Source organism: Dyadobacter fermentans DSM 18053, from assembly GCF_000023125.1.
Classification (GTDB): Bacteria; Bacteroidota; Bacteroidia; order Cytophagales; family Spirosomataceae; genus Dyadobacter; species Dyadobacter fermentans.
In genome coordinates, this window is sequence record NC_013037.1 from 1,640,843 (window position 1) to 1,663,847 (window position 23,005).

The window sequence follows — 23,005 nt, forward strand, 5'->3', positions numbered from 1 at the left end:
AGCGGAAATAATACCGATAACGTTCTCGAAACCGGGAATTGCTGATTATGAGGAAGAAAGGGAAAACAGGCTGCCCGCGTGATCAGCGGACAATGTAGCGGCCAAAGCCAGCGGAAGCCGTGTCCGCAATTGTGCCGTCGGGCTTTTTGTAGATCAGGTAGACCTGCATTTCAGGATGAGTTTTGAGTATTTCAAACGCCCCGTCGATGCCAGCAGCGAGCAGTGCATTGTCGAAACCGTCGGCGGTGATCGCGTCGGGTGCTACTACGGTTGCGCTGATGATCTCGCGCCGGACGGGGAAGCCAGTTGCCGGGTCGATGATGTGGGAAAGCCGCACACCGCCCGATTCGCGGAACTTCCGGTAGCTGCCCGACGTGGTAACGGCCCCGTCGCCAATGCTGATCACCTCGCGGATCACGGGCGCGGCAAAGCCGGTCGCCGAGGGTGTTTCAATCCCGATCCGCATCGGCTCTCCACCCGGGTGTTTCAGGCCGCGCGTCCGGATCTCCCCTCCCACTTCCACCATGTAATCGGCAATGCCTCTCGCTTCCAGAAACCGCGCAATGACATCTACCGAATAGCCCTGCGCGATCCCATTCACATCGACCTGCACGCACGGTCCAGTTTTCAAAAGCCGGTTACCCTGGATTTCCAGCCTATCCGAACCTACACATTCCAAAAGCGTACGGATGCTGGCGCTGTCGGGCATGGCCACCGGGGCCGCGGTGCCGAACCCCCAGGCGCGCACAAGCGGGTACACCGTTATATCGAACAGGCTGCCCGTTTCGCGATAGATCTGCAAGGATTTTGCGATCACCTTCGAAAAATGAAGGTCCATTTCAATGCCCTTTTGGGAAGCATTGAAACGGCTGATCAGCGAGCTGGGGTCGTAAATGGACAGGGACGCGTCGAGGCTTTTAAAAGCACTGTCGATCTCCCTTTTGGTAGCCAGCTGCCGTTTGGCATAGTAAGTAATGGCATAGGTGGTCCCCTGCGCCTCGCCGGTGATTTGGAAAGTGCGCAGTTTGTCAGGCATTAACGCACTCATTGACAGGCACATCAGTACCATCGCTAGCCCAGCCCTATGCCGGTATTTGCCCATCAGGCTGAGTATTCCGGTTTCCATAGCTGCACCGTTTCGGTGTCCGCCGCGGCGTTGCCCATATGGATGGCGATCGAGCCGTCACGGCCGGTTTCGACGTTCGATATCGGTTCCTTTTTGTTCCTCACGCATTCGGCGAAGTCCTTCAATGCAAAAACCGTCGGTTCCAGCTGCGCTTCGCCGGGCTTGCCGAATTTTACCTCCACCCCTTTTCCTTGCGTGGTCACCGCGATCGTGGCGCCGGTGACGCCGTCCACGGTGCCCTTCGCATTATTGATCGTTTCGGGGTAGATCAATGCCTTGTCGCGAAGGATTTCAACGGTAGCCTTGTCGCCCAGGATGCGGATGCTGTAACCATTGTAGGCATTGGAAAGCACCGAAGTAACGCTCGCCTTTACACCGTTCGGGTAATCATACACCGTTCGGATATTGTCGTACGTGTCGCGGCCGTCCTTCCAGTAGTTGATACCGCCCAGGCCGACCACCTTCACAGGGCGGCTGTCGGTGAGGTAGTTCACGACATCAATCTCGTGCGCGCAAAGTTCCGAAAGCGGGCCGCCGCAGTATTCGCGGTACATCCGCCAGTTGATCGCCCGCTCCATTTTCGGGTCCTTTACCGGAAAGCGCCAGTTGGAATTGCGGTTGTACTGGCATTCGAAATGCGTGATCTTGCCCAGCCAGTTTTCCTTCATGATTTCCTTCACCCGATGGTACAGGCCGTAGTACCGGTATTGATACCCGATTTGAAAAACCAGTCCCGACGCTTTCACCTTTTTCACCAGGTCGATTGCCTGCGGAATGTCGTACGTCATGGATTTTTCGAGGTAAATATGCTTACCTGCCTGCAATGCGGCCACGGCCATCGGGTAATGCAGGTACAAAGGCGTGGCGATCACCACGGCGTCGATGGATTTGTCGTCGAGCAGCTTACGGTAATCGGCGTAACCCTTGGCGTTTTTCGCGGCCAGGCTCAGGCCTTTTTGGAGATTTTCGGGAATAATGTCGCAGCAGGCTACAAGTTCGTAATCGGGCATTTCACGGATAAGCGTGGCCAGCCCCGCCCCGCGTGACCCGGTGCCGATGATCCCAAGCCTGATCTTGTCAGCCGGGCGCACGGGGGTACCGAACGCCGAGGGAAATACGGATAATCCCGCCACTGCGGCCAGGCCGGTAGCGATAAAATTTCTTCTGGAAGCGGATTGCTGGGTCATGGGTCAGAATAGGTTGAAAAAGATTTACGGGCACGTGCCCGTAAATGTATGAATTTTTAAATCATATTGAAAATGAATCACTCGCAGAAAAAAATATGGATTACAAAAAAAGCCCGGCAGCCTGCTGCCGGGCTCTAAAACCGCGTCGTATCAGGGACGGACAAAACGTAGTCCGGCCGAGATGCCCACGCGGTACGGCTGATAGTAGAACGGGTTTGCGGTACCTCTCACCTTCACCGGGCTGAACTCGGCGTAAGGCCCAATGCTGAATGCCGTATTGCGGCTGACCGCAAACTGCTTTCCAAGCCCCAGATTGATCCAGCCGAGGCTCTGGCTGCTGCTCAGATCACGCGAATACTCGGCGCCGAAAGTGGCATAAAACCGGCTTACCGGCGAATGCCCCCAGCGAAACTGCCTGGCCAAACTGATGCCGAGCATTGAAAACTGCCGGTTTTCCTCGATCCGATCGCCCTGGCGAACGGTTTGGTACTGGCCCTTGTCGTCGGGCTTTACGAGGTAATTGTTGTTCGCGACTTCGTACGAATACGTTTGCTTGAAGCTGTTGAAATGCAATTGCAGCTGAATGCCATTCCGTTCCACACCGCCGCTCAGCTTGTACCCCAGCGACCGGGCCGTGAACAATGACGGGAAACTGAAATTCTGAAAATCCTTCGCTGCCGACGATGGCACGGTCAATATCTGGTACGAATGCAGCACCGACGCATTCAACAGCCAGGCCACTTTCGCCGGGTTGGTCACGATCACTTTCGCCGGTTTATAAGCCGGCACGGCCACGCCACGGAGTTGCAGCGGAATGCCCGCCTCGGTGCGGGGCATTGCGGCCAATTCTTCCAGCGGCGCGATGTGAACGACCGGGCCTGCTTGTATGGCTATTTCATCGGCGAGCGCTGCCGCTATGTCGGGAGCTGCCGCGACATTCGAAGCGTCCAACTGCATTCCCGGATCGGCATGTTCAAGTTGCGCCGTACCGCCCCCAGTGGCGCCCCCATCGTTGCCGGAAGGCACCTGATGCACTCCCGCCCGTACTTTATTGACTGGTTTGTTTATAAAAATACCCTTACCACGCGCCGACGCATTCGGTATCGCCGCCGTTGTCCTTTCTTTCAATACTTTTTCAGGCGTCGATAGCTGACTAATGCGCTGCGCTGCGCTAACCGCTGTATTTGCCGGCATTTCGGCCGGAGTTGATATGGCGGCCCTCGTCTCTTCCGGTGCCTTGGCGGCAACGTTTTCCCGGATGCCTGCCGGTGCTGCGTCATCATTTGTATAGCGGTTCAGCACGATTCCCGAGCCGGAAATCAGCAGCAATGCGCCGGCGAACCACCAATATTTCCAGCTTCGCGCAGGCTTCGCGCGCGCGCGAATGCGGTCGAGCGCGTCCGGGGCGGGCCGCTCTTCATAGTCATCAAACTTACGTTTGAGGACGTTGCGCAGGGCTTCGTTCAGTTTGTCCTCAGTAGTTTTCATGATGCACTATCCCTTTTTTTTCGAGTTTTTTCATTAGCAGGTTACGTCCTCTCATAAACTGCGACCGCGCCGTCGCGTCCGACATGGACAATATTTCACCAATTTCAGTGTGTGTATAGCCGTCGATCAGGTGCATATTGATTACCGTCCGGTAACGGTCGGGCAGCTCGTTGATCAGATCCACCAGGTCGCGGACGTTCATCTGGTCGATGATCCGCACGTAATCGTCCGATTCCATATGCCATTCCACGCCGTCCAGCGAGCTGTGCAGCTCTTCGTGGCGTGTGGTACGGTTGTAATAATTAATGGCCGTCCGGATCACCGTCACTTTCACCCAGCTGTCGGCCGCCTCGGGTTCTTTCAGGTCGCCGATGCTGTTGAATATCTTCACAAATGCATCCTGGAAAATATCGTCCGCTTCGGCCACCGTTTTCGCGTACCGGCGGCATATTCCCGTCATCCGCGTTTTGTATCGCTCGTAAAATGCAGTCTGCGCCCTCGGGTCCTGCTTTTGGCAGGCTCTCACGAGGCAGGCGAGGCTGTCGTATTTGTTAGAGCGAAAAAATTTCATCAGGGGAACGTCGGTTCAGGAACTACAATAAACTTAGTTAATTTATATTTTTTATTGAAATGTCATATAACACTTTTTGTAAACTACATTAAAATCCTTGTCGAAATACAGGTCGTAGCGGCCATTTGCGTAGCTTAGGCTGATGTAGTAGGAAGTTAATCCGCGGTAATCGCTCACCAGTTTCAGGTTGTACGTAAATCCTTTCAGCTCGTCCTGACTGTTCAGGTAATCTTCAATGGGCGCCGGGACGGTCTGCATATTCGAACTGGCGCCCGTCACGCCGAGTTCGGTGAATTTGGTGCTGCTCCAAACAAGCCTGCCGTCGTTATTGAACAGCATGGATATCCTTTCGCTCATCTGACCGTTCCAGGTATCGCCCATCACATGGTATAGCCTCGAATCGTCCATGATCACCCACGTTTGTCCTTTCACGTATTTCATCGTGGGAATGGCCCGGAGCGTGTCGGCAACGAAGGCCGGGAGCTCCACTACATCGTAGGTCGTGAGGCGGTACAGCGAGCGGTCAAACGTGGCCCAGCTGGCGTTGCCTCCAGTGTTCCACTCAAACGAATAGTTACCTCCTTTATAATTGAAAACCAGCTTGTTATTGGCGCTCGTCGCGAAAAATGCCGTCGTGTAGGCCGATAGAGTACCCGCGGCAAACACTGTTTTTTGCAATGATGCCTGCAATGCGGCTGGCACGCCGTCGGGCATGATCTTATAGGTCTCCCACAATTTGCCATAATCCACCAGGGAGATGTAGCGGTCGGCCTCCGATTTCAGCCTCACTTCCCAGATTTTGTCCTTCATCACGGGTTTGAACACCAGTTCCTCCGCTTTGGGAAACTTTGCCTTCACCACATTCACGGCCTCTTCCGGAATCGCCGGGTCGGGACCGGTGGGTCGGAGGTCGTTCAGGTTGTTGCAGCCCCAAAGCACCCATGCGCAAGTGAATATCAGAGCGAGGGATTTCATAGTCTTAGCGTTCTCTCCACCGTTGCCGGTGCCCGGTTTGGATTTAAAATACGACAAATTTTGCGTAGGTCTGCTGGTATTCCTCGCGGTAATATTCGTACAGCGGTTTCAATGTAATCTTGTAGGTGACCTTGCCCAGCTTCGGGTCCTCGTCGTCGTACACGAAAACCATCTTCGGTTTCACTTTCGATGCCTGCGCGTCCTGCCGCGTACGGCAGTATTTGAATGTGGCGGGGTCGAGATAAGCCTTTTTCCCGGGAATGATCATCGGCAGGTAGGAGCTCGTGCTGACGCTTTCCACGACGAGCGTTTCCTTTTCTTCGTCCCACGCTACCCGCAGCCCGGTGGGCTGGTTGGTGCGGATCTGCATGTTGAAGGTAAGCGCCGTGCCCGGGAATTCGGTATTGGCCAGCGGGCTCAGCGACCAGAAGTTAATGTATCCGTTTGTGAAAAAGAATTGGAGGCTCACGGAATTCCGGTAGGTATTGAAAAGCGGCACCTCATTCATGATGTCCACCGAATCCTTGCCATTGAAGCGGTAGGCTTCGGCGACGTACTGCGGAAAATAGGAAGCAAACATGACCGAGTCTTTGTTCAATTTCACGGGCTCGGGCTTTGGCTCCGGCTGGGGATCGTCCTTCGAGCAGCTGATTTGCCATGCGGCAAGAAACACGAGGCAAGCTATCGACCAAAATCTTTTCATAACGGGTGTCGTTTTCATAAGCGTGAAACTGCATTTGCAGCTTCGAATACAAAGACACCCCGGCGCATTCCCCGCGTGGCGACTTCCATGCCTTTTTTTCATGTATTTCTACAAAAAAAGCATTGCAGCCACATAATCAACAGGTTGCAATGCCTTAAAAGTACAAAAACCGCGCGTGCTATTCCGGAAAATAGACGCGCACATCCGGGTGCATGGTGTAAAAGCGATATTGCTTGCCATCGAACACTGGAAATCCGCTCGACGCATTATCCCCGGCAATGGGGTTTCCCGCGTACTTTTTCCAATGGATGAGATCTCGCGAAACGGCCACATTCATCGTCCATTCCCGCCAGTCTTTGAACGCCGAACCGTGGTAGTAGGCATAATACAAGCCTTTGTGCCGGATAATCTTATTGAATGCCACGGCAAAGGCGTCGTACTTTTCGGGGCCGGCGTCCAGCACGGGTTCGTCTTGCACATTGGTCCACGTTTTCAGGTCTTTGCTGGTGGCGAGCCACACGGCGGCGTCATTGCGCTCGTAGAACAGGTACCACGTGCCGTTCTCCTTCCAGATCGTGGGCGTGCCGTATGGGCCTTTGCTGATGGGTGAGCCGTTTTTAAGCCGGATGTCGATAGCCCCCTGGTCTTTCCAGCTGATGCGGTCCGTCGAGGTGAGCAAATGCGCAATGTCATCTTTGCTTTCGGCGAACATGTAGTAGGTATTCCCTTCTTTCAAAACACACATATCCTCCACCCAGAGGGTCGTGTGAATGGGGTTTTCCGGATGACGCGTCCATTTCAGGCCGTCGTCGGAGGTGGCCAGGCCCAGGTATTTCATGTCATTGCCCGATGCCTTGGTATAGCCCGTGTACCACATATAATATTTGCTTCCCTCTCGGAGAATGTAGCCCCGCTCACGTATTTTTTCGTCCCAGGTTTTAGGGTCGCCGGTGCCTGCGAAAAGCGGATTACCGGCATAGGGTTTAAATTTGATGATCTCGGCCGGGAATTCCTCGACGGCCGCCGAGCGGAAGGCTGTTACCAATGCCGCGCCCGACAATGCCAGCGAAAGGAAAAGAATGATGCGTTTCATGGATGGTCAAAAAGCTATGTAATGCACGGAGACGGCTAGCGGCGCTCGGCAACGTTGGCCGGTATGCGTTCGACGATGCGGTTAACCTTGTTCTTTTGTTTAATCAGGTCAAAAGCGTCGTAAAGCTCGCCTGTGGCGGTATATGTTTCAAAAGAAAGCTTTTCTCCCTCTACATTTACTACATGAAACAGTTGGGTGTAAAGCGCCGAGCGGTCCATCCACGCCGCACGGTCGACATTGGAGCCGGTCATTTTCGGGCCGCTCACCGACACCACATACATCGTACCCGACGGTGCCCCTTTTCCAGTCATCGGAATGTTGGCCATGCCCCGGGCATAAGTGTGGTCGTGGCCTTGCAGCACGAGGTCTACCTTATACTGGTCGAAGAGCGGTTTGAAAGTTTCGCGCATGCGCTTGTTGTCGCGGGTGCTTTTGGGTGAAAAAATGGGGTGGTGAAAAGTGATTACCGTCCACCGGTTGGGGTTATTTTTGAGAATGCCTTCAAGCCATTGTTTCTGTACCTCTGCCCATTGCTCCGAAACATCCACCTGATCGGAGTTTAACGAAATGAATCTCACGCCCTGAATATCTGCATAGTAGCAGGTTTCTTCCAAGCCTTTGGGGCCGTTTTCGGGCAATGTAAACTGCGGCCGCCAGAATACCGACGTGGTGTTGATGCCCTCGGGTGTTTCGTAGTGATCGTGGTTGCCGGGCGTAGGGAAAGCGGGGATCATGGCGTGGATGAAGCTGCCGCCGCGGAACCAGTCGCCCCATTCAGCATCGCGGTTGGCTTTGTTGATCAGGTCGCCCGCGTAGATGGCCAGGCGTGCGTCGGGCGCCTTGGCAAACGCCTCGCGCGCCACCCGCGACCATAGCGAGGAAATGTTCACCTGCACATCGCCATAGTAGATGAACGACAATTTCTGGTCACGCGTGCCGGCGGTGGTGAAGTGTATCCACTCACTCCAACCCTGCTCGCAGCCCACGCGGTAGGCGTATTTGGTGGCAGGTTGCAGGTTTTCAAACACCACGGAATGGTAGCTGGCCGACGGCGTGTCCTGCCACACGAGCTTTTCAGTGCGTGCCTTGAATTTCTGAGCTTTCGAGACAAAACGCGGATCGGCTTCCGCCACGGCAATTTCAGCAAAGCTTTCGGCGACCGAATCGGACGTCCGCCAGTTCACCGCCATCGAGGTCGACGGATCGGCCGTGACATTGAGTACAATGCGGTCGGGATTGTCTCCGGGTGCGTACAAGGCGGCGTTTTGCGCGGATACCGCCAGCGCACACAGCGAGAGCGCGCCCGCCGAAATCAATTTTGAAATGCTGATTTTGAAATACATACTAATAAAACCAGCTGGCGCCGGATTGAGGATCGTTCACAAGGAATACGGCCCAATGACCGGTTCAGGCTACGCAGCGCGACAGCCGTAAAGAAATTTGATTCAGAAATATGTCCCCATGGAAAATGCGAAGAGCCCTCCTGCTCGTGCAAAAGGGCTCTTCGCTCATTGACTTTCAGGTTAAACGCCCAGGCTCCAACCTTCGCGGTAGTTGCGTTTCACCCACTGGTTCACCTCATCGAAGTTAGTGACTTTCATATTTTTATAATCCCACAACATTTTCAGGTTAGCACCCGGATAGTCGTAGCCATTGCCTGTGGCGCGCGGCTTAGGCATATCTGCTCCGCGGATCGCAAGGTTGGCCATCAGGATCGCCTCGGTTAACGGACCGGCTTTTTCAAACGGCGAGCTGAGCTCCATTTTGCCGTAACCGGCAATGCATCCTTCCACCCATTGCGCGTAGTGGCCGTCGGCCGAGCCCGGCACGCGTGCGAATTTCTGCTTCACCTTCACCTCTTCCATGCGCGAAAGCGGCAGCAATCGTGGATTGGCGGCATATTCGCTGGCCATCATCTTACCCTTCGTTCCTACGAAAAGGATTCCGCTGTTGCCGTCGCCGAACAGTTCGTTCGGTCCCAGTTCCTCGGGACGCTCGGGCTTGATGCCGCCGTCCATCCAGTGCATGGTTACCTGTCCTTTGGTTTTAGGTGTTTTCGGGAAAGTAAGAGTAGCGTGGCTTGACGGCGGGCAGCTGTCGGGGAAAATGCCTCTTTTACCAAATGCCGTAAACACGCTGCCGACGCTAGCCTGCATATCGAGCGCGTATTTCAGGTCGAGTATGCGGAATGGCGCTTCCATCAGGTGGCAGCCCAGGTCGCCCAATGCACCGGTGCCGTAATCCCACCATCCGCGCCAGCTGCCGGGAATGAGGTTATCTACATAATCTTTGTACGGAGCCGTACCGAGCCACAGGTTCCAGTCGAGCTCAGCCGGAACGGCGGGCTTGTCGGTAGGCCAGGGAATGCCTTGCGGCCAGATTGGCCGGTTGGTCCAGATATAAACCGTGTGCACATTGCCGATAATGCCGGCGTCGTGCCATTCGTGGAGCTGGCGCACACCGTCGCCCGAAGCGCCCTGGTTGCCCATTTGCGTCACAACCTTGTATTTGGCGGCCGCTTCGGTAAGCATCCGCGCCTCGTAAATATCGTGCGTCATGGGCTTCTGCACATACACGTGCTTGCCCAGCTGCATGGCGGCCATAGCAACTACCGCGTGGGTATGGTCGGGCGTCGATATCGACACGGCATCGAAATTCTTGGATTCCTTTTCGAACATCTCCCGCCAGTCCTTGTAATATTTAGCCTGCGGGAAATTTTTAACGGAGGTCGCTGCACGTCTGTCGTCCACATCGCACAGGTAGCCGATATTGGCTTTACCGCTTTTGAAGAAATTGGCGATATCGGACGTGCCTTTTCCGCCCACCCCTACTCCTGCAACCGTCAGCTTGTCACTGGGTGCCACATAGCCTTTGCCCAGCACGTGGCGGGGAACGATCATCAGGCCGGCGGCAGTACCCGCGGCCGCTTTAATGAAATCCCTCCGCGAAGAAGAAGGTTGCTCTTGAACGGTATTCTTTTTTTCCATGTACGTGATTTTTTGATTTAGGAAACGGATATACAGATTACAGGTACTTCACCTCAATTTACTACTAGGTTAAGTACTTTTTTTCAAGTTTTTACTCTGAATGTCCGATAATGACTACCGTGAGAGGTTTTCAAAACGCTTTTGAGCCAGTTGGTCCCTGTACCGTTTCATCTCGCATTTGATTTCCGCAAGCCGCTCGGGAGATGTATCCGGGGCGTGGTATTCGATGGTCAGCTCACGAATGTAGCGGTACACTTTTCGTTCGGTGAATGCAAGCGACACCCAATGCGCCATCTCAGATAGAGCAAAGCGTTTTACGAGAACAAAAACATGGTACACAAAATAAGCCAACAGGCCAACCATAACAAGCAGGATCTCTTTGTATATGCCGTCCGGCAGCTTGAATATGATCGCGCTCAATGCGGTGGTAATGGTGGCAATGGCTTTACTTTTTGGATAGGCTACCGGAGGGTTTGGCCGCCTGGGCATTAGTCAAGAACATCTTGGATTTCCTTGGAAAGACCATCCCGGTGGTGCCGTCCCAACGTCACCGATTTTCCGGTTCTGGGGTTGGTGAGGACGATGTCCCCGTAAATCAGATTGTAAACCCAGCGGGTAAGTTTGAAGAGAATCAGCATGGCCGTTATGACCAGGATGGCCGTCGACAGCATATCAGCAATTTCCATAATGAAGTGTGAGTTTAGTTGATTAATGCCCTGAAAGTATCTCTTCTTCCCCGGTTAAAAAACTTTAAACACAAATATTTCACCACCATTTATCCTTCGGCTTCCGTCGTGCGGAACTGATTGCGATAGGCGGCGGGCGTGATGCCGCCGAATTTGCGGAACTGCCTGAAAAAGAAGGGCGGACTTTCATATCCGCAGGCAAAACTGATCTCGGCGACCTGCATGTCGGTTTCGATGAGCATTTTGGAAGCCATATTAATGCGGTACTCATTCAGGAATGTGAAGAGCGGCTTTTGCATGGTCCGGCTGAAAAACCGTGAAAATGATTCTTCACTCATATGCACGAGCCCGGCCAGCGTAGCCAGCGTAATGCGCTCGGCATAATGCTCGCGGATGTAGTTGTACACGGTGTTGATCCGCTGGTTATCTTCATAATTGAGCGGGTGCGTAAATCCCTGTTCACAAAGCAAATGGATGCTTTTCACTGTCGCCAGCAGTTCCAGGATTTCCAGGAACTTCATCAGCCGGGGAAATGGCTGCATGTCCAGCATCGCGGCCAGCATGGGCAGCACCCGGGCCGACACTTCCTGATTGAACCGCACTCCCTGCGTGGCCAGCTGTAACAGCCGGCGGATCGATTTGAACTCCTCCACATTCAGCCAGCCGCTTCCCATGAATTCCGCAGGCCACTGCACCACAATGGAACTGGCCGGGCCGACGCTGTCGGGCGTGTTTTTCCAGCAATGCGGCAGGTTCGGCCCCAGCAGCACCAGGTCGCCGGCCTCGAAACTTTCCATGCTGTTGCCCACGTAGCGGATACCTTCGCTTTGCAGGATCACCGTGAGCTCATATTCGGGATGGTAATGCCACGGCGCATCAAACTCCTTCACTTCGTAGCCGAAGATGCGGAAGGAGGATTCGGGTAGCGGCTGAAATGCTTCGAATTGTGCTTTCATCGCATTAAAATTAGGATTTATACCCTATTTGACAATCCATTTACAATTAAGCATGAATATTATTACAAAATAAGTTAGTTATTGATCAAAATCGGCAACCTGCTTAAATCCTGACATCCGTCATATTTGCATCGCTATAACTAATCCCGAACAAAAATTATGGAAGTAGCGATCCGGGACCTTTCGAGGCATCATGAGTTGATTTCCGACCTTTTCAAACAGCCTTCCAGCAAGGAAGAATGGGAACAATACCGCCTGAGCGACGAGCAGGTGGCGTTTTTCCACGAAAACGGTTATCTCTCCAACATCAAACTGCTGGACAACTGGCAGGTGGATGCTTTGAATAAGGAACTGGCCGTTACAACCGACCCCGCGCACCCCGGGCATCATTTATATTACGAATTCCATTCCAACGAATCGGCCGACCCGAATGCCGTGCTTTTGCACGCCCTGGGCGCCTGGCGCGTCACCGAAGGCTTTCACGATGTGCTCTGGAACCCGGCATTCGTGATGGCTGCCAGCCAGCTGCTCGGCAACAGGCCCGTCCGTTTCTGGCACGACCAGCTGTTTTGCAAGCCCGCCCGCCACGGCGGAGTGGTAGCATGGCACCAGGATTATTCCTACTGGACGCGCTCGGTACCGATGCAGCACCTCACCTGCTGGACCGGCCTGGACGACTCGATGGTTGAGAACGGTTGCCTGTATTATGTACCCAAAAGCCATCGCTGGGGCCTGCTCGACAAGCCTGAGCTGGCCGGCGACATGGAAGGGCTCATGCAATACCTCACCGAAGAGCAAAAAGCGGAATTCAAACCGATACCCATTGAAATGAAGCGGGGATATGGCAGCTTTCACCACCCGCTCACCGTCCACGGCTCCTACGAAAACCGCTCCGAACGGTCGCGCCGGGCCTTTGTACTGAACGTTTTCGCCGACGGCACCGCCTCGGATACGGACGCCCCGCTACTCGACGGCGTACCAGCCATTCCGAAAGGACAAGCATTAGAAGGACAATTTTTCCCGCTCCTTTACAACGCATAACGCTACTATTCCTAATCCCGAAACACAAATTCTACACACGCTTAACCGGATAGCTGCCTTCCTTGGAGGGCAGCTATTTTTTTGCCGGAAAGCAGCCGTTTGAAAGATAATCCTGGGACCGCCGTTCCGTCTCCTGCAAAAACCAAGAGAAGCCGAGCTGATGCAGAATGCGGTAATTCGGGAGCGCGAGCGCAAACATCTCAAAAATAAAATCGAAATTACGCTCTGAAACGACTATCCGATGCGCATCAAATACCTTTCCTTGTTTTTGTGTAGGACAATGCTCCTGGCCGCGACCTGCGGCATTCACTTCGCTGCTTTTGCTGCTGACACGCTGCGCGTGGAGGGTGGGAAGATTTCCGGGACCGTCAGTAGCGACGGGCGGGTGAGTATCTATAAAGGCATTCCTTTTGCGGCGCCCCCGGTGGGTGATCTCCGTTGGAAAGCGCCTCAGCCAGTAAAGAAATGGAACGGTGTGCGGGCCTGTAATGCATTCGGGCCCAGTCCGGTGCAGGGTGAGCCGGTACCATTCAGCATGTGGAGCGCGGAGTTCCTGATTCCAAAAACGCCTATCAGCGAAGACTGCCTTTACCTGAATGTATGGGCGGAAAAACAGGGGAAAACGTCGGCAAAGAAACCGGTGGTGGTCTGGATTTACGGAGGCGGTTTCGTGAGCGGCGGCGCTGGCTGTGCCATTTATGACGGCGAAGCGACGGCCCGGAAAGGCGTTGTTTTTGTCAGTATCAATTATCGGGTGGGTGCATTCGGCTTTTTTGCGCACCCCGAACTGACGAAGGAATCGGGCAAAAACGCGTCTGGTAACTATGGCCTGATGGACCAGATCGCGGCTTTGAAATGGGTGAAAAAAAACATTGCCCAGTTCGGTGGCGACCCTGATAATGTAACTATCGCCGGGCAATCGGCGGGGTCGATGAGCGTTAACTGCCTCGTCGTGAGCCCCCAGGCGAAGGGTTTATTCAACAAGGCGATCGCGGAAAGCGGCGCGGGCTTCGGCAGGAATTATCCTTCGCTGAAACAAGCAGAAGAAGCAGGACTGAAAGCCGCGGAGAAACTGAATGCCGGCTCGCTGGCCGCATTGCGCAAGGTTCCGGCGGAAGATATCCTGAAAAACGTGACCACCTACCGCGGCCCGATTACCGACGGACTGGTCGTCCCCGAGCCGATCGACGCCATTTACGCAGCCGGGAAGCAAAATCCCGTGGTGCTTTTGACCGGCTGGAACCAGAATGAAAACGCAATAGCGAAACCGAAAACGGCCGCTGATTTTCAGGCACAATATAACCAGCAGTACGGCCCGGCGGCGCAGGTGTTTTTTCAGCATTACCCCGCCCAAACAGACGCCGAGGCCGCCCATTCGCAGAACGAACTGGCCCGCGACATGAGTTATGGAGTTCAAAACTACTCGTGGGCCAAGGCGCAGGCTGCCCAGGGCAAGCCGGCCTATCTCTACCGCTTCACCCGCAAGTTGCCCGCGACGGGCATTTACGCGCAGTACGGGGCATTCCACACCGGCGAGGTGGCTTATGCGTACGACAACCTCCGGTTTATCGACCGCACCCTGCGCCCGCTGGAAGCAACCGACGATCAGATCGCTAACGTAATGTCGGCATACTGGGTGAATTTCATCAAAACCGGGAACCCTAATGGCCGGGGACTGCCCGAATGGCCTGCATTTAACGCCAATGCACCGCAAATGATCCTGCTTGGCGAGGACATCAAAGCTGCGCCGCTGACCGAACAGCCCGCACTCGATTTTCTGATCGAGCAGGCCGCGAGGCGGTAGATTTGACGGACAGCCGGCTTAAAGCGAGTGTAACCATTCAAATCCAAACCGGCTTCCCATGCGCATCGACAGAAAGACTTTCCTTCAAAACCTCTCCATTGCGGCCGGGGCCGCGCTCCTGCCCGACCTGACCCAAGCCAGCCCGTATATTTGGAAAAAACCCAAAATGCAGCTCGGCTTCGTGACCTATCTGTGGGGTAAGGACTGGGATGTGCCGACATTGATCAAAAACCTTTCTGACACACACATTACCGGCGTCGAACTTCGTGTGGAGCACGCGCACAAGGTCATGCCCGACCTCACAGCCGGGCAGCGGAAAGAGGTAAAAAAACAGTTTGCCGACAGCCCCGTGAAGATCGTGGGCCTCGGTACGAACCAGCAATACGACTATCCCGACCAGGAAAAACTCAAAGCTTCCATCGAAAAGACCAAGGACTTCATCCGCCTCAGCGCCGACGTAGGCGGTACGGGCGTGAAAGTGAAACCCAATGCGTTACACAAAGAAGTCCCAACGGAAAAAACGTTGGAGCAAATCGGGCTCTCGCTGCACGCGTTAGCGGCATACGCGGCCGATTTTGGTCAGCAGCTGCGGCTCGAAGTGCATGGCGAAGAGACCCAGGAACTGCCCAACATCCGCAAAATCATGGATTATGCCGATCATAAGAATGCCAAAATCTGCTGGAACTGCAACAAGCAGGACCTGAATGGCGAGGGCTTTCAATACAATTTCGACCTCGTGAAAAAGTATTTTGGCGATACCTGCCACGTCCGCGAGCTCGACCGCACCGATTACCCCTACCCCGAACTGATCGACAATCTTGCCAAAATGGATTACAAAGGCTGGGTATTGCTCGAATGCCACACCAATCCCGATGACAAAATCAGTGCCCTGCAACAACAACGCAAGGTTTTCGACCAAATGATGGCTAAATATTGACGCTGCTACCAGCGCACGGCCTTGAACTCCCAGCCGGGCACCTTTTTTTGCATTTCAATCTCGTCGTCGCGCTTTTTAAGGCCGCATTCGAGGTAATTCTGATGTAGTTTTTGCAATGCCGCCCGATCCAGCTCCACACCCAAACCGGGGCCGGTGGGCACGGCCACACTGCCTTCGTCGAACTGAATCCGTCCGCCGACGATCACCTCGTCGCTTTGCCAGGGATAATGCGTATCGAGCGCATAGGGCACGCCGGGCAGCGCCGCGCCGAGGTGAACCATGGCAGCAAGCGATATGCCCAAATGGCTGTTGGAATGCATGGAAAGTCCGCGCCCGAATGTTTCGCAAATGCCCGATAGCGTCATCGACGCCCGCAGGCCGCCCCAGAAATGATGATCGCTGAGGATAATGTCCTCCGAGCCCAGCTCAATGCTCCTCGGGATGTCGCCGAACGACGTGGTACACATGTTGGTAGCCAGGGGAATGCCAAGTTCCTTTCGGACTCTGGCCATATTTTCCTGTCCGCGCACGGGGTCTTCGAGGTATTCCAAAATGCCTTTCAGCTCTCGGCCGTAGCGGATCGCCGTGTCCACTTCCCAAATCGCATTCGGATCGACGCGCAGCGGTACGGCAGGCCCGAATGCCCTGTGCAATGCGAGCATAGAATCTACCTCGACCCGCGGCTCAAAAACGCCTCCTTTTAATTTAATGGACTGAAAACCAAATTCTTTACACATCGCACGCGCTTGCTCGACGATGCTCTCGGGGTCGAGCGCGGCAGCCTGGCGCGCTGCGGCCCAGCCAGTTGCATACGGGTCCGTCCCAAACCCCAGCGGGCCGCCAGCGCCCTCGAACTTGTAGAACAGATAAGCGGAAAAAGGCACCCTATCCCGCATTTTCCCGCCCAGCAGATCGACCACCGGACGACCGGTGATTTTGCCGATAATGTCCAGGCAGGCCACTTCCACCGAGCTGAAAATGTGCACGAGCTTCCGCTGGTCCCAGGGCGCATCCCCGCGCGCAGCGGCCGATTCCGTCCCGAAATGTCCCGCAAGCACCTGCCGGATCACATTCAGGTTAAAAGGATCGCGGCCGATCAGCAATGCTTTCGCTTCTTCCAGCGCAGCATCGATGTCCGCATTACCGGGGATTTCGCTAATGCCCGAAATGCGGTCGTCGGTAACAATCTCCACCACCGTCCGCAGCGCATAAGGCGCATGCAGCCCGGCAGCATTCAGCAACGGCGGATCGACGATGGCAATGGGAGTGATGTGGATTTCTTGGATGAGTGGCATTTTTAATTTTGAATGATTGAATGAATGAATGAATGAATGAATGAATGAATGAATGATTGAATGAGCCGCCGTGGAACGGGGAATGAGTGAATGAGTGACTGGGTGAGAATTGTCGGGTATGGTCAGCATGGATTGCTTTTGAATTACTATTGGACGAATAACAGGTTTTGAAATAACTAACCATATCAATCCTAAATGACAAAACCAATACTATTCAATCATTCAGTCATTCAATCATTCAAAATTCCCCCCATTCACTCATTCACCCATTCACTCATTCACTCATTCAAAATCCCCCCCCTCACGTCCTCACCTCGTCCGATGCCGCCTGGATGAGGCCTTTGATATACCCGTACGTGAATGCGAATGCTTCGTTTGTGGAACCGGGGGCTTCGTGGTGGGGGACGTGGTCGGGCATGACCATGCCGTCGAAACCGACGTCGCGGAGCGCGCGGACAACTTGCAGGAAATTCATATCGCCATTGTCGGGGTAAACTTCCTGAAAATTGTTCCAGCCGCCTTTGATATTGCGTAAATGGATATTAAAGATCTGTTTCCGGTCGCCTACCCATTTGATAATCGGCAAAATTTCAGTTTTGGGGTCCTTCAAACCTTCGGCAATGGAGCCGATGCAGAAGTTGAAACCATGCCACGGGCTGTCGTACAGCTGCGCGAAACGCTTGATGCCCGCAAACACTTCCGGACTGTTCCACCGCGTAATGCCTCGGTAACCGACGGGCGTCGGCGGATCGGCGATGTGGTTGCCGAGCTTCACCTTGTATTCCTTTGCAACGGGCAGGCAGCGGTCGAGCAGGTAGGTAATGCGCTCGAACATCATATCGATATTCACGTCACCCGCGATCGTTTTCGGGTCGTTCCTTTTCGATGCCTCTTCGTAGTTCCAGGTACTGTATGTCGCATTGCCGCGCTTCGGATCCACCGTGCGGCCGGTGCGCAGCACGGGAAGAATGGTTGTATTGTAGTTCAAAAGCGGCACGCCCGTTTTCCCGGCGACCATGATCATTTGCTGCAATTGTTCGATCTCCCGGTCGCGCTGAGGGCTCTTGCCGAGCATTACATTGGGAAATATGGCCTTATCGATCCCCGACGATGCCAGCGGCCAGTGGTAGGCGTCGAGGCTGATGCCGTATTTTTCGCACGCCTCCCGCTTCCGCATTGAGTCGTCGAGGTCCCAGCCTTTGCCTTCGATAATCTTCGGCGCGCCGCCGTCAATGTTAAAAACGCCGTGCCTCGCCTTGAATTCGAGGTTTTCGACCGATGTACCGCCCGACTGGCATCCCACTTTCATCAAAACCTTCTTGGGTTCGGCGGGGGTTGCGGGGACTGCCGCGCGGGCGTCGTTTTCGCCTATTACCGCCGCTCCTACCGAGCCGGTGGCGAGCACCTTCATAAACTGATGTCTTTTCATGATTTGAATCGGTTAAGGTGGAATAATCAGAAACTGCTAATGCCCGAGGTTGAGAAACAGGGCACTATGGTCCAGTTCGCCGTTGCCCTGCTGCATGGCGGCTTCCATTTGCCGTGCCACGGTTTCGGTTCCGGGCAGTGTGACTTGGAGTTCGCGGCCGGTTTTGAGGGCAATGCCGATGTCTTTCTGGTGTAATTTGATTTTAAAACCGGGCTTGAAATTCTGGTCGATGATCCGCTGGCCGTGAAGGTCGAGAATGCGGCTTTGCGCGAAACCGCCTAGCAGTACTTCCCGCATTTTGACCAAATCCACGCCCGCTTTTTGAGCCAATGTAAATGCCTCTGCAACCGCCTGGATCGTCTGCCCTACGATCATCTGATTGCATGCTTTGGTAGTTTGTCCCGCACCGGGCTCGCCGATATGCACAATGTTTTTGCCCATGGCCTGAAACACGGGCAGCGCTCTCCCGAATGCAGCCGCGCTGCCGCCTACCATAATGGACAATGCAGCACCCTCCGCGCCTACCTGTCCGCCCGACACCGGCGCGTCCAGCGCCTCCACGCCGCGCTCCCGCATGGCGTCGAAAAGGTTGCGGGCGACGAGCGGTGCAATGGTGGACATATCAATAAAAAGGCTGCCCGCACGAACGCCGCTTAGTACGCCGCTGTTCACGACCTCCTCCACCTGCGGCGAATCCGGCAGCATGGTAATGATGATGTCGCTGGCCGATGCAAGGGCGGCTGCATCCGGCCATATTTTCGCTCCGGCGTCATTCAAAATGGCCGATGCCTGGCTCGTGGCGAGCACGCCCACCGGATAACCCGCTTTCAGCAGGTTGAGCGCCATCGGTTTTCCCATGATTCCCAGCCCTATAAAACCTATTTTCTCCATATCAAACCTAACTATCTGTTTTTGAATAAATTAAACCAATGGAAACAGCCGCGCCGCAATCATCAGCACCACCAGGCCCACGCAGCCCATCACCACGAGCATTGGGGAGAAGGTTTTGAGCGCCTCTTTTTCAGTAAGGTTGCTGATTTTGACGATGATCCAGAAGCCGGCGTCGTTCATCCAGGGCACGAGCTTCGAGCCGCAGCCGATCGCCAGGCCGAGGTACAGCGGGTGGTATTCCAAATGGGCGCTGGTAGCCATTCCCGACAAAATGCCGGAAGCGGTGATAAGCGCCACCGTAGCTGAGCCCTGCGCGGTGCGTACCACTGCGCTGATGACGAATGCGAGCGGAATGAGGGTCATCTGATAGTCGGCAGTAAGTGCCGCGATGCGTGCACTGATCCCGGTTTGTTGTAAAACCCCGCCAAATGCCCCACCCGACGCCGTAATGAGGATAATGCCTCCCCCGCTCATGAGCGCAGCCTGTACAAAGGCAGAAATGCCATCCTTGCTACCTTTTTTCCTGACCGCCAACAGCACCAACGCAATGAGCCCACCGGCCACGAGCGCGATGTTTTTGTCCCCAACCAATGCCACAAAGTCCACCAGAAAATGTGCTAGGGAAGATTCCGGCACGAATGCGCCCGATTTGATCATCGACCTTACAATATTGTCCAAACAAATGAATACCAGCGGAAAAGTGACCGGCAGCAGCGAAAACCACAGCGGCGGCAGCTCTTTATCATCGCGTTCGGCAAGTGAACGGATGTCCTCCAGCCGTGCTTCGAGCGAATCGCGGAGCTCGACGGGCCATTTGGCATTGGCCCATTTGGCAAACAGGAATCCGGCAGTGATCGTGATCAGCCCGAGCAATGTGCCGCCGGCCATCATCATGCCGATAGGGATGTTCATTTCGCCGATGAGGAACAACGGCCCGGGCGCCGGCGGAACGAACGAATTGGCCATGGCCGCACCGCCGGTGATGGCGAGCACGAGCAGGAGGTAATTTTTGCCGATGCGCATGCTCACTGCTTTGGCAAGCGGGATCATGAGGAAAATCACAATGTCGAAAAACACCGGCACGCCCAGGAAGAAACTGCTCACGAGGAATGCAAATGGCGCGTTGTTTACCCCAGTCACCCCCAGCATCGACCGCACGATCCGCTCGGCCGCGCCGCTTTCGAGCATAGCCTTACCGATAATGGCCGCCATGGCGATCAGAATGCCGATTTTACCGCACGTGCTGCCGAATTCCGTGGCAATGCGCTCGCCAATGCTCTTTTTTGCCAATGCGGCTGCGGCTTCCGGCGACGAGCCTTTCGCGATGGCAAACGCCTCGATGGATGCCGCAGGCGTGAGCAATGCCACTATAAATGCGGCGAGGATGAGCGCGAGGAATGGATGTAGTTGCAGGAAAATAATGCCTCCCACCACGATAATGACACCGATGAGGAGGATGAAGAGCGGGTCGCTGAATAACACAGTCATTAAAGTCATGAAAAGTCAGGTTTAGGATGGACGGAGTTCGTTCAGCTTTTTGGCCATGGTGCGGGCACCTTCTGCAACAAAGGTGGCATCGGAGCCGCAGGCGATGAACCGGATGCCCAGCTCGTGATAGGCCTGGTATTCATTGGTGTTGAAAAACAGGATACCTACCGCCTTTCCCGCTTTCCGGGCGGCCTCGCACGTGGCACGGACGGCGTCACGGAACGTAGGATGATCAAACTGCCCGAAGATGCCGAGCTCCATCGACAGGTCGGCCGGGCCGATGAATAGGACATCTACGCCATCCGTATTCGCTACGGCGTCGAGGTGGTTGAGCACTTCCACCGTTTCGATCTGCGCGATGCCCAGGATATTGGCCCGGCTGTTGTCATAATATTCCTGAAAATGCTGACCAAAACCTGTCGCACGCACCATTTTGGCCACTCCACGGCCGCCAAACGGCGGGTAATGCAGCCCTTGCACGAGCTTTTGCACCCCCTCGGGATTCACGATTTTGGGACACATTACCCCCTCCGCACCCATATCGAGCACGCGGTGAATGCGCTGGCTTTCCGAACTTTCCACACGCACGATCGCCGCCGTGGCCGTGTGTTCGAGCGCTTGCAACTGGTAAAGCACGTCCTTTTCGGTACCGGCCCCGTGTTCGAGGTCGATGAGCACCCAGTCGAAACCGGCCATTCCAACGATCTCCGCGGTGAGGGAGCTGCCGGTATTGAGCCAGCAGCCATGCAGGGTTTCCCCGTTTTGCAGTCTTTTTTTCAGGTTTTTCATTCCAAAAATCAGTTGATACAATGCTATTTCTTATCCCACCACACGCGCGTGTCGAGCAGGTCGGGGCCTTGTGCGGAAATGGCCTTCTGGACATTATCCTGGTTCACATTCAGTTCAGCGTCGGTGTAGGTGAGCCGGCGGATAAACGGCTCGGTTTTGAGGTCGCTGCCGGGGTATGGGTTGGGTTTCAATACCGGGAAGCCGCTGCGGCGGAAATTGGCAAATGCCTCGGGGCCAATCAGGAACGACGCCACCCAATATTGCGTATTGATCTCTTCCAGCTCTTTGCCCGCATGGAGCGGGTGGGCGGCCACGTAGGCATTCACCGCCGCGTCGCCGATCGCCGTGCTGGCGCCGTACATGGCAAATTGCTGCATATGCGCCCTGATTCCCTCGCTGTACAGCGCCGCGGCGTCGCCGGTGGCCCATTTGCGGACCACCGCTTCCGCCAGCAGGAATTGGGTTTGCGCGTAAGTTACCAGGAAGCTCGGCGCTGTTAATGCAGCCATGCGCGTCCGGTCGAGCTGGCTGTAATCCCACAAACTCGCGAGTTTCTTCGCCGCTACATCGGCACTGATGGTCGTATTATCATATCCCTGCGGCATTCCGATCTGCACCGCTACCGAACGGTTGGCTTTTGCTTCCACCTGGTCAGCACCGCTTTGGGCGCCCACGTAACGCACTGCGATAGACGCGAGCCGCGGGTCGTTATTAGCGGCCAGGTAAGTCACGAATTCATCGTCCAGATAATAAAATGCCGACTGGCCGCCATTCAGCGAGCTGCCCACCGGGTTGCTGAAACTCGCCGTGTGCCGGATCACCGCATTATCCTGGTTGGACTGCATGAGCCCGCCCGCCACTGCCTTAGCCACATATTCTTCCGCCTTCGCGGGATTGATCTTCACAAGCCGCATGGCCGCGCGCAGCAGCAGCGAGTTGCCCAGCCGCTTCCACTTATCCACGTCGCCGCCATAGAGCACATCGCTCGACACCGCCGCTTTGGAGGCATCCAGGCCGTTGGAAGCAGCATCGAGTTCGGTCAGAATGTCGTTGTAAATGGCCTCCTGGTTGTCATAAGCCGGTGTGGTGGTGCCGGTGAGGAAGCCCGCGCCTGCCTCGGTGTAGGGAATGTTGCCGTAGGTGTCGGTGAGGACCATAAATGCGTAAGCTTTCCAAATGCGCGCCATGTTGTACAAATTGGTGCGGGCGGCATCGTCTTTGGTCTTCGCCACCACGTCGGCCAGCTCTTTAATGATCGTCCGGTAATAGGTGTTCCAATTGCCGGACGTAACGCCCCGGTTGTCCTGGTTAAAATTCGCCGCCGACCCTTGCCCGCTGAATGGCGTGATCATCTGCTTCACGATCGTCGTTTCATAGCTGAGGTTGCCGTACACCGGCGCGCTGTTTACGATGGTGGTATTGAGCTGATAGGCAGGATTCACGGCCGTGAGGGCAATGGGATTGATATTCATTTTATCAAAACCGCTGTCGCAGGAATGCGTTGCCGCCATGCAGATTCCGCTGATCATTATTTGTAGGACCTTTTTCATAGTCGATGC

Annotated in this window: 21 protein-coding genes; 3 read left to right on the forward strand and 18 right to left on the reverse strand. The window is 54.9% G+C overall.

Features of this window, described 5'->3' with window-relative positions; genetic code table 11:
* Positions 1-82 precede the first annotated feature (82 nt).
* The 12 genes from DFER_RS06865 to DFER_RS06920 form a co-directional block, all read right to left on the reverse strand.
* Positions 83-1,126, reverse strand: a complete 1,044-nt coding sequence (locus DFER_RS06865; protein WP_015810892.1) for an FAD:protein FMN transferase — start codon at positions 1,124-1,126, stop codon at positions 83-85.
* Positions 1,102-2,313 (reverse strand): Gfo/Idh/MocA family protein, encoded by a 1,212-nt coding sequence (locus DFER_RS06870; RefSeq protein WP_015810893.1) that lies wholly within the window; start codon positions 2,311-2,313, stop codon positions 1,102-1,104. Before DFER_RS06870 ends, DFER_RS06865 begins: the two co-directional genes overlap by 25 nt.
* Positions 2,314-2,463: 150 nt before the next feature.
* On the reverse strand, positions 2,464-3,801 hold the full coding sequence (locus DFER_RS06875; protein ID WP_015810894.1) for a hypothetical protein: 1,338 nt from the start codon (positions 3,799-3,801) through the stop codon (positions 2,464-2,466).
* On the reverse strand, positions 3,788-4,372 hold the full coding sequence (locus DFER_RS06880) for an RNA polymerase sigma factor (RefSeq protein WP_015810895.1): 585 nt from the start codon (positions 4,370-4,372) through the stop codon (positions 3,788-3,790). The genes DFER_RS06875 and DFER_RS06880 overlap by 14 nt, the downstream gene beginning before the upstream one ends.
* A 51-nt stretch (positions 4,373-4,423) precedes the next feature.
* Positions 4,424-5,347 (reverse strand): hypothetical protein, encoded by a 924-nt coding sequence (locus DFER_RS06885; RefSeq protein WP_015810896.1) that lies wholly within the window; start codon positions 5,345-5,347, stop codon positions 4,424-4,426.
* A 43-nt stretch (positions 5,348-5,390) separates the two neighbouring features.
* Positions 5,391-6,050, reverse strand: a complete 660-nt coding sequence (locus DFER_RS06890; RefSeq protein WP_143828684.1) for a hypothetical protein — start codon at positions 6,048-6,050, stop codon at positions 5,391-5,393.
* Positions 6,051-6,228: 178 nt separating this feature from the next.
* On the reverse strand, positions 6,229-7,143 hold the full coding sequence (locus tag DFER_RS06895) for a glycoside hydrolase family protein (protein ID WP_015810898.1): 915 nt from the start codon (positions 7,141-7,143) through the stop codon (positions 6,229-6,231).
* Between the two features lie 35 nt (positions 7,144-7,178).
* On the reverse strand, positions 7,179-8,486 hold the full coding sequence (locus DFER_RS06900) for a purple acid phosphatase family protein (RefSeq protein ID WP_015810899.1): 1,308 nt from the start codon (positions 8,484-8,486) through the stop codon (positions 7,179-7,181).
* Positions 8,487-8,666: 180 nt separating this feature from the next.
* Positions 8,667-10,130, reverse strand: coding sequence for a Gfo/Idh/MocA family protein (locus DFER_RS06905; protein WP_015810900.1), 1,464 nt, complete (start codon positions 10,128-10,130; stop codon positions 8,667-8,669).
* A gap of 114 nt (positions 10,131-10,244) precedes the next feature.
* On the reverse strand, positions 10,245-10,619 hold the full coding sequence (locus DFER_RS06910; RefSeq protein WP_015810901.1) for a hypothetical protein: 375 nt from the start codon (positions 10,617-10,619) through the stop codon (positions 10,245-10,247).
* A complete protein-coding gene (locus DFER_RS06915) occupies positions 10,619-10,816 on the reverse strand; it encodes a hypothetical protein (RefSeq protein WP_015810902.1) in 198 nt (65 codons plus the stop codon). The genes DFER_RS06910 and DFER_RS06915 overlap by 1 nt, the downstream gene beginning before the upstream one ends.
* 89 nt (positions 10,817-10,905) lie before the next feature.
* Entirely contained in the window at positions 10,906-11,772 is an 867-nt protein-coding gene (locus DFER_RS06920; protein ID WP_015810903.1) for a helix-turn-helix domain-containing protein, read from the reverse strand.
* A gap of 159 nt (positions 11,773-11,931) precedes the next feature.
* Here DFER_RS06920 and DFER_RS06925 point away from each other — a divergent pair, with 159 nt between their 5' ends.
* The 3 genes from DFER_RS06925 to DFER_RS06935 all read left to right on the forward strand — a co-directional run bounded on the left by DFER_RS06925 (position 11,932) and on the right by DFER_RS06935 (position 15,554).
* Entirely contained in the window at positions 11,932-12,813 is an 882-nt protein-coding gene (locus DFER_RS06925; protein WP_015810904.1) for a phytanoyl-CoA dioxygenase family protein, read from the forward strand.
* A gap of 241 nt (positions 12,814-13,054) precedes the next feature.
* Positions 13,055-14,617 carry a carboxylesterase/lipase family protein gene (locus tag DFER_RS06930; RefSeq protein ID WP_374754554.1) on the forward strand — a complete coding sequence of 521 codons (1,563 nt, stop codon included), beginning with the start codon at positions 13,055-13,057 and terminating at the stop codon, positions 14,615-14,617.
* A 58-nt stretch (positions 14,618-14,675) separates the two neighbouring features.
* Entirely contained in the window at positions 14,676-15,554 is an 879-nt protein-coding gene (locus DFER_RS06935; protein WP_015810907.1) for a sugar phosphate isomerase/epimerase family protein, read from the forward strand.
* A gap of 5 nt (positions 15,555-15,559) precedes the next feature.
* On the opposite strand, the gene DFER_RS06940 is transcribed toward DFER_RS06935, so the two are convergent.
* The 6 genes from DFER_RS06940 to DFER_RS06965 form a co-directional block, all read right to left on the reverse strand.
* Positions 15,560-16,849 (reverse strand): enolase C-terminal domain-like protein, encoded by a 1,290-nt coding sequence (locus tag DFER_RS06940; protein ID WP_015810908.1) that lies wholly within the window; start codon positions 16,847-16,849, stop codon positions 15,560-15,562.
* Between the two features lie 301 nt (positions 16,850-17,150).
* Positions 17,151-18,278 carry a mannonate dehydratase gene (locus tag DFER_RS06945; protein WP_015810909.1) on the reverse strand — a complete coding sequence of 376 codons (1,128 nt, stop codon included), beginning with the start codon at positions 18,276-18,278 and terminating at the stop codon, positions 17,151-17,153.
* Positions 18,279-18,314: 36 nt separating this feature from the next.
* Positions 18,315-19,169 (reverse strand): NAD(P)-dependent oxidoreductase, encoded by an 855-nt coding sequence (locus DFER_RS06950; protein WP_015810910.1) that lies wholly within the window; start codon positions 19,167-19,169, stop codon positions 18,315-18,317.
* 30 nt (positions 19,170-19,199) lie between these two features.
* Positions 19,200-20,666 (reverse strand): GntP family permease, encoded by a 1,467-nt coding sequence (locus DFER_RS06955; protein ID WP_015810911.1) that lies wholly within the window; start codon positions 20,664-20,666, stop codon positions 19,200-19,202.
* Positions 20,667-20,678: 12 nt separating this feature from the next.
* The gene (locus DFER_RS06960; protein WP_015810912.1) at positions 20,679-21,446 is read right to left on the reverse strand and encodes an HpcH/HpaI aldolase family protein; all 768 of its coding nucleotides are present in this window, start codon (positions 21,444-21,446) and stop codon (positions 20,679-20,681) included.
* A 23-nt stretch (positions 21,447-21,469) separates the two neighbouring features.
* Complete coding sequence (locus tag DFER_RS06965) at positions 21,470-22,996, reverse strand: SusD/RagB family nutrient-binding outer membrane lipoprotein (protein WP_015810913.1); 1,527 nt, start codon at positions 22,994-22,996, stop codon at positions 21,470-21,472.
* Positions 22,997-23,005 lie beyond the last annotated feature (9 nt).

Excerpts from the sequence above, each read along its gene's own strand:
- DFER_RS06935 (WP_015810907.1), top strand. The coding sequence starts at position 14,676 with ATGCGCATCGACAGAAAGACTTTCCTTCAAAACCTCTCCATTGCGGCC.
- DFER_RS06895 (WP_015810898.1), bottom strand. The coding sequence starts at position 7,143 with ATGAAACGCATCATTCTTTTCCTTTCGCTGGCATTGTCGGGCGCGGCA.
- DFER_RS06925 (WP_015810904.1), top strand. The coding sequence starts at position 11,932 with ATGGAAGTAGCGATCCGGGACCTTTCGAGGCATCATGAGTTGATTTCC.
- DFER_RS06915 (WP_015810902.1), bottom strand. The coding sequence starts at position 10,816 with ATGGAAATTGCTGATATGCTGTCGACGGCCATCCTGGTCATAACGGCC.
- DFER_RS06880 (WP_015810895.1), bottom strand. The coding sequence starts at position 4,372 with ATGAAATTTTTTCGCTCTAACAAATACGACAGCCTCGCCTGCCTCGTG.
- DFER_RS06945 (WP_015810909.1), bottom strand. The coding sequence starts at position 18,278 with ATGAAAAGACATCAGTTTATGAAGGTGCTCGCCACCGGCTCGGTAGGA.
- DFER_RS06875 (WP_015810894.1), bottom strand. The coding sequence starts at position 3,801 with ATGAAAACTACTGAGGACAAACTGAACGAAGCCCTGCGCAACGTCCTC.
- DFER_RS06965 (WP_015810913.1), bottom strand. The coding sequence starts at position 22,996 with ATGAAAAAGGTCCTACAAATAATGATCAGCGGAATCTGCATGGCGGCA.
- DFER_RS06900 (WP_015810899.1), bottom strand. The coding sequence starts at position 8,486 with ATGTATTTCAAAATCAGCATTTCAAAATTGATTTCGGCGGGCGCGCTC.
- DFER_RS06905 (WP_015810900.1), bottom strand. The coding sequence starts at position 10,130 with ATGGAAAAAAAGAATACCGTTCAAGAGCAACCTTCTTCTTCGCGGAGG.
- DFER_RS06950 (WP_015810910.1), bottom strand. The coding sequence starts at position 19,169 with ATGGAGAAAATAGGTTTTATAGGGCTGGGAATCATGGGAAAACCGATG.
- DFER_RS06940 (WP_015810908.1), bottom strand. The coding sequence starts at position 16,849 with ATGCCACTCATCCAAGAAATCCACATCACTCCCATTGCCATCGTCGAT.
- DFER_RS06890 (WP_143828684.1), bottom strand. The coding sequence starts at position 6,050 with ATGAAAAGATTTTGGTCGATAGCTTGCCTCGTGTTTCTTGCCGCATGG.
- DFER_RS06930 (WP_374754554.1), top strand. The coding sequence starts at position 13,055 with ATGCGCATCAAATACCTTTCCTTGTTTTTGTGTAGGACAATGCTCCTG.
- DFER_RS06865 (WP_015810892.1), bottom strand. The coding sequence starts at position 1,126 with ATGGAAACCGGAATACTCAGCCTGATGGGCAAATACCGGCATAGGGCT.
- DFER_RS06920 (WP_015810903.1), bottom strand. The coding sequence starts at position 11,772 with ATGAAAGCACAATTCGAAGCATTTCAGCCGCTACCCGAATCCTCCTTC.
- DFER_RS06885 (WP_015810896.1), bottom strand. The coding sequence starts at position 5,347 with ATGAAATCCCTCGCTCTGATATTCACTTGCGCATGGGTGCTTTGGGGC.
- DFER_RS06955 (WP_015810911.1), bottom strand. The coding sequence starts at position 20,666 with ATGACTTTAATGACTGTGTTATTCAGCGACCCGCTCTTCATCCTCCTC.
- DFER_RS06960 (WP_015810912.1), bottom strand. The coding sequence starts at position 21,446 with ATGAAAAACCTGAAAAAAAGACTGCAAAACGGGGAAACCCTGCATGGC.
- DFER_RS06870 (WP_015810893.1), bottom strand. The coding sequence starts at position 2,313 with ATGACCCAGCAATCCGCTTCCAGAAGAAATTTTATCGCTACCGGCCTG.
- DFER_RS06910 (WP_015810901.1), bottom strand. The coding sequence starts at position 10,619 with ATGCCCAGGCGGCCAAACCCTCCGGTAGCCTATCCAAAAAGTAAAGCC.